Origin of the sequence: Methylobacterium brachiatum (assembly GCF_020523825.1) — a bacterium.
In the GTDB taxonomy this organism is placed as follows: domain Bacteria; phylum Pseudomonadota; class Alphaproteobacteria; order Rhizobiales; family Beijerinckiaceae; genus Methylobacterium; species Methylobacterium brachiatum.
The window spans coordinates 162,582-174,918 of the sequence record NZ_JAJALK010000009.1; the positions used below are offsets into that span (position 1 = coordinate 162,582).

General features: G+C 66.3%; 11 protein-coding genes. 5 read left to right on the forward strand and 6 right to left on the reverse strand.

Annotation, left to right across the window (positions count from 1 at the left end):
- Nucleotides 1-39: 39 nt before the first annotated feature.
- Nucleotides 40-2,181, forward strand: a complete 2,142-nt coding sequence (locus LGR69_RS20075; RefSeq protein ID WP_230367131.1) for a malate synthase G — start codon at nucleotides 40-42, stop codon at nucleotides 2,179-2,181.
- A gap of 70 nt (nucleotides 2,182-2,251) precedes the next feature.
- Here LGR69_RS20075 and flhB read toward each other — a convergent pair whose 3' ends face one another.
- The 6 genes from flhB to motA all read right to left on the reverse strand — a co-directional run bounded on the left by flhB (nucleotide 2,252) and on the right by motA (nucleotide 7,018).
- A complete protein-coding gene (gene flhB / locus LGR69_RS20080; protein ID WP_230367132.1) occupies nucleotides 2,252-3,316 on the reverse strand; it encodes a flagellar biosynthesis protein FlhB in 1,065 nt (354 codons plus the stop codon).
- Between the two features lie 14 nt (nucleotides 3,317-3,330).
- The gene (locus LGR69_RS20085; RefSeq protein ID WP_230367133.1) at nucleotides 3,331-4,356 is read right to left on the reverse strand and encodes a flagellar motor switch protein FliG; all 1,026 of its coding nucleotides are present in this window, start codon (nucleotides 4,354-4,356) and stop codon (nucleotides 3,331-3,333) included.
- A gap of 14 nt (nucleotides 4,357-4,370) precedes the next feature.
- Complete coding sequence (gene fliN, locus LGR69_RS20090) at nucleotides 4,371-4,757, reverse strand: flagellar motor switch protein FliN (protein WP_230367134.1); 387 nt, start codon at nucleotides 4,755-4,757, stop codon at nucleotides 4,371-4,373.
- Between the two features lie 113 nt (nucleotides 4,758-4,870).
- Complete coding sequence (locus LGR69_RS20095; protein ID WP_122159940.1) at nucleotides 4,871-5,206, reverse strand: hypothetical protein; 336 nt, start codon at nucleotides 5,204-5,206, stop codon at nucleotides 4,871-4,873.
- Nucleotides 5,190-6,131, reverse strand: a complete 942-nt coding sequence (locus LGR69_RS20100; protein ID WP_122159941.1) for a flagellar motor switch protein FliM — start codon at nucleotides 6,129-6,131, stop codon at nucleotides 5,190-5,192. The genes LGR69_RS20095 and LGR69_RS20100 overlap by 17 nt, the downstream gene beginning before the upstream one ends.
- The gene (gene motA, locus LGR69_RS20105; protein ID WP_230367135.1) at nucleotides 6,131-7,018 is read right to left on the reverse strand and encodes a flagellar motor stator protein MotA; all 888 of its coding nucleotides are present in this window, start codon (nucleotides 7,016-7,018) and stop codon (nucleotides 6,131-6,133) included. The genes LGR69_RS20100 and motA overlap by 1 nt, the downstream gene beginning before the upstream one ends.
- A 173-nt stretch (nucleotides 7,019-7,191) precedes the next feature.
- On the opposite strand from motA, the gene LGR69_RS20110 reads away from it, so the two are divergent.
- The 4 genes from LGR69_RS20110 to LGR69_RS20125 all read left to right on the forward strand — a co-directional run bounded on the left by LGR69_RS20110 (nucleotide 7,192) and on the right by LGR69_RS20125 (nucleotide 12,335).
- Nucleotides 7,192-8,598, forward strand: coding sequence for a DUF1217 domain-containing protein (locus tag LGR69_RS20110; protein WP_230367136.1), 1,407 nt, complete (start codon nucleotides 7,192-7,194; stop codon nucleotides 8,596-8,598).
- Between the two features lies 1 nt (nucleotide 8,599).
- On the forward strand, nucleotides 8,600-9,340 hold the full coding sequence (gene flgF / locus LGR69_RS20115; RefSeq protein WP_091864383.1) for a flagellar basal-body rod protein FlgF: 741 nt from the start codon (nucleotides 8,600-8,602) through the stop codon (nucleotides 9,338-9,340).
- A gap of 296 nt (nucleotides 9,341-9,636) precedes the next feature.
- On the forward strand, nucleotides 9,637-10,959 hold the full coding sequence (fliI, locus tag LGR69_RS20120; RefSeq protein ID WP_230367137.1) for a flagellar protein export ATPase FliI: 1,323 nt from the start codon (nucleotides 9,637-9,639) through the stop codon (nucleotides 10,957-10,959).
- 143 nt (nucleotides 10,960-11,102) lie between these two features.
- Nucleotides 11,103-12,335, forward strand: coding sequence for a flagellar hook protein FlgE (locus LGR69_RS20125; RefSeq protein WP_230367138.1), 1,233 nt, complete (start codon nucleotides 11,103-11,105; stop codon nucleotides 12,333-12,335).
- Nucleotides 12,336-12,337: the final 2 nt, after the last annotated feature.

Here is a 12,337-nt window from a genome sequence, read left to right on the forward strand (position 1 = left end):
AAGTTTTTCTCAAAGCGCGCGCCAGCCCAGGGGATCGCCATGTCGGGCCTCGTCGTCGCCGAAGACCTCCGCCGCTTCCTGTCCGAGGAGGCGCTGCCCGGGACGGGCGTGGACGCGGACGCGTTCTGGTCGGGCTTCGCGGCGATCCTCCGGGATCTCGCGCCGCGCAACCGGGCCCTGCTCGACCGGCGCGACGGGCTCCAGGCCGATATCGATTCCTGGCACCGCGACCGCCGGGGCGCGCCGCACGATCCGGCGGCCTACGCGGCGTTCCTGGCCGAGATCGGCTATCTGCAGCCGGAGCCCGATTCGGTGCGGGTCACCACCGCGGACGTGGACGCGGAGATCGCCGAGATCGCCGGCCCGCAGCTCGTGGTGCCGATCTCGAACGCGCGCTACGCCCTCAACGCCGCCAATGCCCGCTGGGGCAGCCTCTACGACGCGCTCTACGGCACCGACGCGATCCCGCAGGACGGCGATCTCGCCCCCGGCCAGGGCTTCAACCCGGCCCGCGGCGCCGCCGTGGTCGCCCGGACCAAGGCGTTCCTGGACGCGGCCGTGCCCCTGGCCGGCGGGACCTGGGCCGAGGCCACGGGTTTTGCCGTGAATGCGGGCGCGCTGGCCGTCGCGCTCGACGGCGGCCGAAGCGCCGCCCTGCGGGACGGCACCGCGCTCGCGGGTTTCTGCGGCGCCGCGCAGGCGCCCCAGACCCTCCTGCTGCGCCATCACGGCCTGCATATCGAGATCCGGATCGACCGGACCAGCCCGATCGGCCGCACCGACCCAGCCGGCATCGCCGACGTGGTCCTGGAGTCTGCCCTCTCGACCATCATGGACATGGAGGATTCCGTCGCCGCCGTGGACACCGCCGACAAGGTCGCGGTGTACCGGAGCTGGCTCGGCCTGATGCGCGGCGACCTCGTCGCCCGCCTGCCCAAGGGCGGCCGCACCGTCGAGCGCCGGCTCGCCGAGGACCGGACCTACACGGCCCCCGATGGCGGCCGCCTGACCCTGCCGGGCCGGTCGCTGATGCTGGTGCGCCATGTCGGGCACCACATGTATACGGACGCCGTGACGCTGGACGGGGCCGAGATCCCCGAGACGATGCTCGACGCGGCATTCACCGCGCTGATCGCCCTGCACGATCTCAAGGGCGCCCGGCGCAACAGCCGCGCCGGCTCGGTCTACATGGTCAAGCCGAAGCTGCACGGCCCCGACGAGGTGGCGTTCGCGGTGGAGCTGTTCGGCCGGGTCGAGGCGCTGCTCGGGCTGGCGCCGCGGACCCTGAAGATCGGCGTGATGGACGAGGAGCGGCGCACCAGCGCGAACCTCCGGGCTGCGATCGCCGCCGCCGCCGACCGCCTGTTCTTCATCAATACCGGCTTCCTCGACCGGACCGGCGACGAGATCCACACCGCCATGGAGGCCGGCCCGGTGGTCCGCAAGGATGCCATGAAGGCCACCGCCTGGATCCAGGCCTACGAGGACGGCAACGTCGATGCCGGGCTGGCCTGCGGGCTTCCGGGCCACGCGCAGATCGGCAAGGGCATGTGGGCCGCCCCCGACCGGATGGCGGCGATGCTGGACGCCAAGGGCGCCCATCCCGAAGCCGGCGCCAACACCGCCTGGGTCCCGTCCCCGACCGCGGCCACGCTCCACGCGCTCCACTATCACCGGATCGACGTGCGTGCCCGCCAGGCGGAGCTGCGCGACCGGGCGCCCGCGACCCGGGCCGCCATGCTGACCCTGCCGCTCGCCACGGAGCCGTTCGCGCCGGAGGCCGTCCGGGAGGAGCTCGACAACAATTGCCAGGGCATCCTCGGCTACGTGGTCCGCTGGATCGACCAGGGCGTCGGCTGCTCGAAGGTGCCCGACATCCACGATGTCGGGCTGATGGAGGACCGCGCCACCCTGCGCATCTCCAGCCAGCACATCGCCAACTGGCTCCGCCACGGGATCGTCGACCGCACCCAGGTCGCCGAAACCCTGCGCCGGATGGCCGGCATCGTCGATCGCCAGAATGCCGGCGATCCGGCCTACCGGCCGATGGGCCCGGATTTCGACGGGCCGGCCTTCCGGGCCGCCGAGGCGCTGGTCTTCGAGGGCGGGGCCCAGCCGAACGGCTACACCGAGTTCGTGCTGCACCGCTTCCGTCGCGAGGCAAAGCGCGGCCAGGCCTGATCGGCCAGGCGCCAGGCGCTTGATGTGACGCGACCGCGCGCCGACGAGGGGGCCCCTCTCGGCGGCGCGCTCAGCGCTTCTTGCGCGTCATCACGTAGACGAGGAGGTTGGCGACCGCGCGGTAGAATTCCGCCGGGATCGCCTGGTTGATCTCGACATTGTCGTACATCGCCCGGGCCAGGGTCTTGTCGACCACGATCTCGATCCGGTGCTGCTCGGCGATCTCGCGGATGCGCAGGGCCAGCAGGTCCTTCCCCTTGGCCAGCACCATGGGCGCGTCGTTCTCGGCCTGATCGTAGCGCAGCGCGATGGCGTAGTGGGTCGGGTTGGCCAGGATCATCGTGGCCCGGGGGACGGCCGCCATCATCTGCCTGCGCAGCCGGTCCTGCGCGATCGAGCGCATCTTGGCCTTGACGGCCGGATTGCCCTCGGTCTGCTTGTACTCGTCCTTCAGGTCCTGCTTCGACATCCGCAGGTCGCGCTGCCATTTCACGCGGGTCCAGACGAGATCGCCCGCCACCAGGGCGATGGTCGCGACGCTGACGGCGGAGACCAGCCGGACCGACAGGCTCAACAGCAGCTCGGGCAGGCCGATCGGATCCACGAACATGATATTCACGATCTCGTGTCGATCGGCGCGCAGAATCATGAACACGACGCCGACGATGGCCAGGAATTTGAGGACGCTTTTCCCAAATTCGATATATCCCTGAAGGCCGAAAAGTCGATTCCACCCGCTGGCGGGTGAGATGCGGGACCATTGCGGCCGGATGCGCTCGCCCGCGATGCGCGGCACGTTCTGGAACACCGAGGCGGCGAGTCCCGCCGCCATCAGGATCACCAGCATGGGCAGCAGCAGCCGCCACATCGCGAAGGCCAGGGCCACGAGAAGCTGCTCGGCATCCTGACCGTTCTCCAGGGAGAAGCTGCGCGGCTGCTCGAGGAGCAGGGCGATCTGCCGGACGAACGGGGCGCCGTGATCCCGCACCACGAAGACGAGGATGAGGAGCGTCGCCACGATCGAGGCGAAGACCGGCGCCTCCCGGGAGAAGGGGACGTTGCCCTTCTCGAGCGCCTCGCTGATCTTCTTCTCGCTCGCGGCCTCGGTTTTGCTCTCCTTGTCTTCGTCCGACATCCCACCCGATCCGTTCAGCTGAAGAAGGTGTCTTCCGTCTCAGCCTGGTTGAGCTCGATCTCGCCGCGGGAGGCCATCTCCAGGGCCTGGTCGGTGATCGAGCGGCGCGCCTCGAGCACGTCGCGCTGGGAGGCCGGCTCGCCGCCCTCGAGCTCGTGCTCGACGAGGCGCCGGGTCCGGGCCGTCAGCGCGCCGAGCACGACGCTGCGCAACGTGCCGCTGGTGCCCTTGAGTGCCAGAATGATCTTCTCGGGCGAGACCTGATCGAACAGGGCCGTGCGCGCCCGGGGCGTCATGTTGATGATGTCGTCGAAGGTGAAGAGCAGGCTCTTGAGGATCTCCGCCGACTTGGGACGCGATTGCGAGAGGTTGTCGAGGACCTCCTCCATGCTCTGGCGCTCCATCTTGTTGATGATGTCGGCCATGCGCGCATGGGTATCCGCACCGGCGTTGCGCGCCAGGTTGATCATGAAGTCCTCATGCATCGTCTGCTCGATCATCTTCATCGTGCCCTCGACGATCGGCTTGAAGGTCAGCATCCGGCGCATGATGCCGTTCCGCAGGGGGGCCGGAAGCTGGGCCATGACCTTGGCGGCGCAGGCCGGCTTCACCTTCGACAGGATCAGGGCCGAGGTCTGGGGATGCTCCTTCAGCAGGTAGGAGGCCAGGGCGGCCTCGGACCCGTTCGAGATGCGGTCCCAGATCGAGCGCTCACCCGGGCCGAGGACATCGGCCATGATGCTGGCGATCTGCTCAGGGGGCAGGTTGCCCTCCAGCAGCTTCTCCATCTCGCGGGCCGTTCCGATCAGGTTCGCCCCGTCGGAGAAGAAGGCGGCCACCTGCTCGATGATGCCTTCGAGCTGCGCGCGCGAGACCGGTCCGAGCTGCGCGACGGCGCGGGTGATCTGCTTCAGCTCGTTGTTGTCGAAATACTTGACTAGACGACTCGCCGTCGCCTTGTTCATCGCGATGAGGACGGCCGAAACCTCCTCGGCGGGGCTCAGGACTCGCGTGACCTTGGCGAGGGGACCGGCGGCCATGGCGATGCGTCCCGTCAGCCGTTGGAATCGGCCGTCGCGGGACCGACGATCTCGGTCAGCGACACGCCGAAGCGCGAATTATCGTCCTCGACGACGACGACTTCGCCCCGGGCGATGACCCGGCCGTTCACGACGACATCGACCGGCTCGCCGACGCGGTGGTCGAGCGGGACGATCGCTCCGCGCCCGAGCTTCATCAGGTTCGCGACCGGCATCGTCGCCGACCCGAGGACCACCTGCATCAGGACCGGGATGCGGAGGATCGAATCGAGATTCCGGCCGCTGCCGGCCTGCTCGTCCCGCGCGCGCTGCTCCTGGGCCTGGGCCTCGATCTTCGCGAACAGGCTTTCGCTGTGGCCTTTGCCAGCTTCCGAATCCGGAAGGTCTGAGGATGACATCATGGGCTCCTTGAGGAAGTCAGGGCCAGCGCCGTCTCACCGGCGGCCGACGCGGAGCCGGCATCCGGCCGGGGCGGGGCCGTGCCGCAACCGCGCCTGTGCGCCGGCCGGGTGCATCAAACGCTCGACAGGCTGCCGACCGCGGGATCGTGGGTGACGCTCACGGGCTGCATCGCGGATGTCAGCTTGAGCCGCTCGGCCTTCAGCTCGGCCAGGGCCGCCTTCGCGTACTCGATCTCGCTGCTGAGATCCTCCAGGACGGTCCGGCCCTCCTGAGCGAAGGCCTGCACGGCGTTGCTGGCACCGACCATGGCGCAGGCGCTCCAGTCGATCATGTCCCGATACTGGGCATGATACCGGTCCAGGCGCTTCAGCCGCATGTACATCGGCACCAGGCAGCCGGTCGTCGCGACCAGGGCGGCGAAGAGCAGGGCTTCAGCGGGAGAGAACATCGTCGATAAACTCCTGGTCCTGGTCGATGAACCGGTCGACGCGCAGGACGATGTTGCCATCTTGCTGCCCGACGTCGCACCAGAACAACTCGCGATTGTTGCCTTCGAGCTTGACCCGCGTGTTCGGCGTCGCCCGCAACTCGATCACCTGGCCGACCTCAAGGCTGGCGATCTCGCCCAGGGTCAGGGGCTTCTCTTCCAGGATCGCCTTGAGGGTGACCGGCGTCTTCTGCACCTCGCCGGCGATCTGCCGCGTCCAGCGGGAATCGCGGGCGGTGCTCTCGCCGACCAGGATGCGGCCCAGGCTCTGGCGCATGGGATTCAGGACGGATTGCGGGAGGACGATGAACATCTCGCCCCCGCGATTGAGCGCCTGCAGGACGAACTTCGCGGCCACGGCCTGGTTGTTGCGGCGGCCGATCACGGCGAAATCCATCCGCAATTCCGTCCGTTCGAGCTTGAACGGCGTGTCCGCCACGAGCGCGAAGGCGGCCTGCAGGGCCTTGCCGATCTGGTCGAAGATGCGTTGGGCGATCCGCAACTCGATGGCGGAGAAGGAGCGCTCCTCGTCCAGGGGCGGCTCGGAGCCGTCAGCGCCGAGAAGGACCTCCACCATGGTGAAGACGAAGTCGCGATCGAACCCGACCAGGATGTGGCTGTCCCATTCCGGCGCCTGGAAGATGCCCGCGATGGCGTTGGCCTCGTAGGGTTCGAGGATGTCCCCGAAGCGCTGGCTCTCGACGTTGCTCAGCGAGAAATAGACGGGCGAGGCCGCGAAATGGCGCAGATGCTCGGCGCTGAACGTCGCGACCCGGTCCAGGATCACGTGCAGCATCGGCAGCCGGTCGAGCGAGAGGCCCGCGGCATCGAGCAGCCGATCCCGGATGTCGCTGGTCACCTGCTGCTTGTCTTGCGTCTCCGACATCACGCGGCCTCACGCATGCCGGCCTCGCCGCGCGAGGAATTCGTGATCGTGGCGTTCTCGACCTCGTCGATCGTCGGCCGATAGCCGGCCGAGATCGCCTTCCGGCCATGCTCGATGGCGATCTGCGGCAGGGCGCCGTTCATATAGGCGAGCAGGGTCTGCTTCACGATGATGTAGACGCGCCCCTGCGCCTCGCGGGTGATCTTCACCTTGCTGGCGAGGGGGGCGATGACGCTGTAGGACATGAAGATGCCGCTGAAGGTGCCGACCAGGGCGGCGCCGATCAGGTGCCCCAGGAGCGCCGGCGACTGATCGAGGGCCCCCATCGCCTTCACGATGCCGAGGACGGCCGCCACGATGCCCAGGGCCGGCAGCCCGTCGGCGATGCCGCTCAGGGCGCCGTACACTTTCAGCTTGTCGCGCCGATGGGTGACCATCTCCTCCTCCATCAGCGCCTCGATCTCGTAGGAGCGCGCATTGCCGATGAGGATGAGGCGCACGTAGTCGCAGATGAACAGCGTCAGTTCCTTGTCGCGGGTCACCTTCGGGAAGGCCTTGAAGATCTCGGATTCCTCAGGGTTCTCGAGATGCGGTTCGACCTCGTTGCGGGGCTTGGACCGCAATTCCCGGGTCAGCGCGAAGAGCAGGCCCAGCAGCGCGAGGTAATCCTCCTGCTTCGGCACACGCGACAGGACCGCGTCCACGATCGCAACACCGGTATCCTTGACGACCTTCATGGGATTCGCGACCACGAACGCGCCCAGCGCCGCGCCGCCGATGATGACGAACTCGAAGGGCTGCCAGATCACGGCGAGGTGGCCGCCCATGGCCGCGAACCCACCGCCGACGCAGCCGATCGCGATCAGCAAGCCTAAAATAACACCCACGCGCGGCGCCCTGACGTCGTTCCAGTCGATGTCGCCGGACCTAGACTGCCATGCTTGCGTAAGGCTTGAGCAGAGATCGAGCGCATTGCCAGCCCAGGACCGAGAAAAAGCAAGGTTCGGACAAGCCTCGGCGGATAGCCTCCCGTCCAACGGACAGACGAAGGATGCGTCTCATGACCTCGACCTTCACTGAATACCAATTAATATCCAAAAATATATCGAAGGCGCTCGATCGCAAATCCAAAGAGTACGATGTCAAGAAAGAGGTCCAGTATTTCAAGGACAACATCGGCAAGGTCAAAACGGTCGACGAGTTTCTGCGCAACACGCGCCTCTACACCTTCGCCATGAAGGCGTTCGGCCTGGACGATATGATCTACGCGAAGGGCTTCATGAAGAATGTCCTCGTCGGCGAGCCCGATAGCAACGGGCGCGTCCTGGTCGACCGGCTGCAGGATTCCCGATACCGGGATTTCGCGGCGGCCTTCAATTTCAAGGCTTACGGTCAGAAGCCGACCTCGTCCGATCCTGAGCTGCAAGCCATGATCGATGCGTTCACGAAGAAAAACGACCCCTCCGCCAAGCCAAAATACGACTCCAAGACAGAAGATTTGAAGAATTATATTACGAATATCTCCCCTTTCATCAAATCGATGGATGACATCGTCTCGGACAGTACCTTGTCGGACATCATCCGGACCACACTCGGGCTGCCTCCGGCCGCCTCGACGGACGGCGCCGATGAGAACGCCGCCCTGTTTGATGGCAAGATCGATGTTTCGACATTCCAGGATCCGGAGCAACTCCGTGAGTTCATCGATCGTTTCGCGGATGCGCGGTGGGAAGGCCGCAAGGCCCTCGTTGATCCTTATGTCAGGACAACCGGCGAGTACGCCGATTCCGACTCTGAAACCGGAAGGCTGGTGCAATACTTCCGGAACAAGATGAAAAACGTCTACTCCGCTGCGGACATTGCCGAAGATCCGGCATTGTTCGGCGTGGTTCAGACCGCGCTCGGCCTGCCCGCCTCCGCGTCATCGCAGGATCAAGCGGCCCAGACCAAGCTCATCGATAGCAAAATCAATATTTTATCGCTCAGGGATCCGAAAGCGCTCGATCGGTTCCTGGACCGCTTCAAGAATGCCCATGACGACGCCCGGAACGTTCCGGTGGATTCCTATATCCGGCAGAGCCTGGAAACGGATGAAGGGAACGAGAACGAGGGCGTGAGACTGGCCCTGTACTTCCGGCGCATGGCCGGAACCGTCAAATCCGCCTACTCGATCCTCGCCGACAAAGCGCTGGCCGAAGTCGTCCGGACCGCGCTCGGGCTGCCGCCGGAGGCGGCGAGGGCCAACATTGAGGCACAGGCTGCCCTGATCAACCGAAAGCTCGACATTTCAAGCCTGAAAGATCCGGCCCAGGTCGAAAAGCTTCTTCAACGCTTCACCACCATGTGGGACGCCAAGAATGGCGGTGGGGCCGCCAGTTCGGCCCTGTCGTTCCTGGGTGGGGCCGATTCCAGCCTCGATACGGACCTCCTGGTCAGGCTCCAATCCATCCGGCTCGGAGGCCGGTAACATGCAATCCTCGCTCTACGTCACGCTATCCGCCCAGGTCGCCCTCGAACAACGCCTGAACACGGTGGCGAACAACGTCGCCAACCTCGGAACCGCCGGCTACCGCGCCGAGGAGGTGAAGTTCGAGACGATCCTGTCCCAGGCGGGCGGGCGCGACGTGGCTTTCGCCACGCCGGGCGAGACCTTCCTGTCGCGCAAGGCCGGCCCGCTCAACAAGACCGACAGCCCCCTCGACGTCGGTATCCAGGGCGACGGCTGGCTGGCCGTCCGGGGCCGGTCGGGCCTGGTCTATACGCGGGACGGCCGGATGCAGATCTCGGCCGCGGGCGACCTTCAGGACCTGAACGGGCGGCCGGTCCTGGATCCGGGCGGGTCCCCGATCACGGTCGATCCCGAGGGACCGCCGATCACCATCGGCCAGGACGGGATCATCTCGCAGGGGACCAACCAGATCGGGGCGCTCGGCGTCTTCCGCCTCGACAGCGCGGCCACGCTCACCCGCGTCGACGGCAACGCCGTCTCCTCGGACAGGCCGGGTACCCCGATCCTCGACTTCAACCAGCGGGGCGAGACGGCTGTCCGCGTGCAGCAGGGCTTCCAGGAAGGGGCCAACGTCAACCCGGTCATGGAGATGTCGCGGCTGATCATGATCACCCGCACCTTCGAGGGCGCGGCCGCCGCGGTGGCGGAAACGGAATCGTCGCTGCAGAGCGCGATCCGCGGCCTCGGTCCGGCCTCCTAAAAAAACGGCGGACGGAGCCCCGACGATCGTCGGCCTTCAGGGACGGATGGCGTGCCCAGAGGGTTCAGCCTGTTGAGAGGTTCAGGGGCGCACCTGGGGCACCAGGGCTCTGCCCTGGACCCGCAAAAGGTCCCGGACCTTTTGAAACCTCACGGTTCCGAGGCCTGTCCTGCGCGAGGCAGGACGGCACGCCCGCCGGGGGCGACGTCGGCCCGGATGGCCGTTCGAAACATGACCGCAGAGCTGCGCCGCCCGCTGCCAATGCATGGCCCGGGGCAGGGGCTCCGGAGAATTCCATGAACGCGCTCGATCAGCTCGCCCTCGCCCTCGAGGACCGGGGCGAACACCCGGTCATCCGGGTCGGCGGCTCGGTGAGCGAGATCGGATTCGGCCATTGCCGCATCAAGATCAACCTGCCCCTGCTGAAGCTCGGCGACCGCATGCAGATCGAGGCAAACGACCAGCGGATCGATGGCGAGGTCGTCCGGATCGACGGCGACGGCGTGATCCTCAAGCCGTTCGACACCCGGATCGAGGCCGGCCTCGGATCCCTGGCCTATCGGGTGACGGCGTTCGATCCCCGGCCCTGCGAGGCCTGGAAGGGCCGGGTCATCGACGCGCTCGGTCGGCCGATCGACGGGGCGGGCGACCTCCCCAAGGGTCCCCAGCCCATGCCGCTCGACGCCAGCCCGCCGCCGGCGATGCGCCGCTCTCGGGTGGACCAGCCGCTGAAGACCGGCGTGAAGGCCCTGGATCTGTTCACGCCCCTCTGCGCGGCGCAGCGCATCGGCATCTTCGCGGGATCGGGGGTCGGCAAGTCGACGCTGCTGTCGATGCTGGCCCGCTGCTCCGGCTTCGACACCGTGGTCGTCGCCCTGGTCGGCGAGCGCGGGCGCGAGGTGCGGGAGTTCCTCGAGGGGCCGATCCAGGAGAGCCGCGCCCGCGCGGTCGTGGTCGTCGCCACCGGGGACGAGAGCCCGATGATGCGCCGGCAGGCCCCGAAGCTCGCCTTCGCGGTGGCCGAGTATTTCCGCGATCAGGGCCAGTCGGTGCTGCTCATCCTCGACTCGGTGACGCGCTTCGCCCACGCCGCCCGGGATGTCGCCCTGGCGGCCGGCGAGCCGCCGGTGGCGCGGGGCTATCCCCCGAGCGTGTTCGGTGACCTCCCGCGCCTGCTCGAGCGGGCCGGGCCGGGCCTTGAGGGCGGCGGCACGATCACGGGCATCTTCTCGGTGCTGATCGACGGCGACGACCACAACGATCCGGTGGCCGACAGCATCCGCGGCACCCTCGACGGCCACGTCGTGCTGGATCGCGCCATCGCCGACCAGGGCCGCTACCCGGCGATCAACCTGCTCGGCTCGATCTCCCGCCTGGCCGACCTGGTCTGGACGCCGCAGCAGCGCGAGCTCGTGCGCACGCTCAAGAGCCTGATCGCCCGCTTCGAGGATTCCCGCGACCTGCGCCTGATGGGCGGCTACCAAGCGGGGACCGATCCGGAGCTCGACCAGGCCGTGGCCCTGGTCCCGAAGATTTACGCCGCGCTGCGGCAGGATCCGAGCGACCCGCAGAGCCTCGACGCCTTCCTGGATCTCGCCAACGCGCTGCGGGCGGGATGAGGCGCTGTCCGGTGCCGCCAACCCAACGCGATCGCCCGCGCAGGGCTCAAGGCAGCGCTCACGGAATGTGGGGCCGAAAGCTTCGCGCAAGCGACTCCTGATCTGAAGTCCTGCAACGTCGTCCAACAACGGAGATTCGCGTCATGGGTCTGTATGGTGTCCTCAACAGCGGTGTTTCCGGAATGAACGCCCAGTCCAACCGGCTCGGCGTCGTTGCAGACAACATCCAGAACCAGAACACCGTCGGCTATAAGCGCGGATCGACGCAATTTTCTTCGCTTTTGACCGATTCCGGCAACGGATCCTACAATTCCGGCGGCGTCACGACTGTCGTGCGTCACGAAGTTTCCGGAAAATCCAACACGACCGCGACGACGAGTTCTTCCGATATTGCGATCAATGGGAATGGCTTTTTCATCGTCAAAGACGAAGGTGGCAAGACATCCCTCACGCGGGCCGGCAATTTCGTCGTCGATGCCAGGACAGGGGACTTGGTGAACGCCGCGGGTATGCACCTGATGGGCTACAACCTGGCCTCGGGCACACCGGTCCCGTCGATGAACAGCTACAATGGGCTGGTTCCCGTCAACCTCGCTTCGATGGCGATGAAGAGCAACCCGTCCACGAAGGGTTTCATCAACGGCGGCGCCGTCCTCAATAGCAACGCGGATAATCTTGGCGGCGACCCGACTCCTCCTACGGCCGCCAATCCTGCTGGTAATTTTACTTCTGCGACAAACTTCAATGCCTACGATAATCTTGGCAATCCCGTTCAAGTGGATCTTTATTTTATCAAGAACTCGTCCGGGAACTGGAAGGTTTCCGCCTACGATCATAAAGCTGGAACCATCCTGGCAGGCCCGACAGCGTTGACATTCGACGGCGCCGGAAAAATGGCCAATCCCCCTAAGATGAGCTTCAATATTCCCAATGGTCAGCCTTTTACGTTTGATTTCGCCAATGTAAGCCAGCTGGCGAGTCAATTCGTGTTCGACGGCAAAGTTGACGGGAATAGTCCTCAGGCCGTCGATCACGCAGCGATCGACACGGATGGCACGGTCTACGCGGTCTTCGGCGACGGGCAAACGGCCGCCGCCTTCCGCATTCCGCTCGCGACCGTGGCGAGCCCGGACAACCTGACCCCGCGTTCGGGCAACGTGTTCGACATCACGCCGCAATCGGGCGACCCGCGGGTCAACTTCGCCAACGTCGGAGGCCGCGGGTCCATCCAGTCCAACTCGCTCGAGGATTCCAATGTCGACCTCGGCAACGAGCTGGCCACGATGATCGCATCGCAGACCGGCTACGGCGCCAATTCGAAGGTGTTCCAGACCGGCACCGAGATGCTCGAGACTCTCGTGAATCTGAAGCGCTGACG

Excerpts from the sequence above, each read along its gene's own strand:
- LGR69_RS20075 (WP_230367131.1), top strand. The coding sequence starts at position 40 with ATGTCGGGCCTCGTCGTCGCCGAAGACCTCCGCCGCTTCCTGTCCGAG.
- flhB (WP_230367132.1), bottom strand. The coding sequence starts at position 3,316 with ATGTCGGACGAAGACAAGGAGAGCAAAACCGAGGCCGCGAGCGAGAAG.
- LGR69_RS20085 (WP_230367133.1), bottom strand. The coding sequence starts at position 4,356 with ATGGCCGCCGGTCCCCTCGCCAAGGTCACGCGAGTCCTGAGCCCCGCC.
- fliN (WP_230367134.1), bottom strand. The coding sequence starts at position 4,757 with ATGATGTCATCCTCAGACCTTCCGGATTCGGAAGCTGGCAAAGGCCAC.
- LGR69_RS20095 (WP_122159940.1), bottom strand. The coding sequence starts at position 5,206 with ATGTTCTCTCCCGCTGAAGCCCTGCTCTTCGCCGCCCTGGTCGCGACG.
- LGR69_RS20100 (WP_122159941.1), bottom strand. The coding sequence starts at position 6,131 with ATGTCGGAGACGCAAGACAAGCAGCAGGTGACCAGCGACATCCGGGAT.
- LGR69_RS20110 (WP_230367136.1), top strand. The coding sequence starts at position 7,192 with ATGACCTCGACCTTCACTGAATACCAATTAATATCCAAAAATATATCG.
- flgF (WP_091864383.1), top strand. The coding sequence starts at position 8,600 with ATGCAATCCTCGCTCTACGTCACGCTATCCGCCCAGGTCGCCCTCGAA.
- fliI (WP_230367137.1), top strand. The coding sequence starts at position 9,637 with ATGAACGCGCTCGATCAGCTCGCCCTCGCCCTCGAGGACCGGGGCGAA.
- LGR69_RS20125 (WP_230367138.1), top strand. The coding sequence starts at position 11,103 with ATGGGTCTGTATGGTGTCCTCAACAGCGGTGTTTCCGGAATGAACGCC.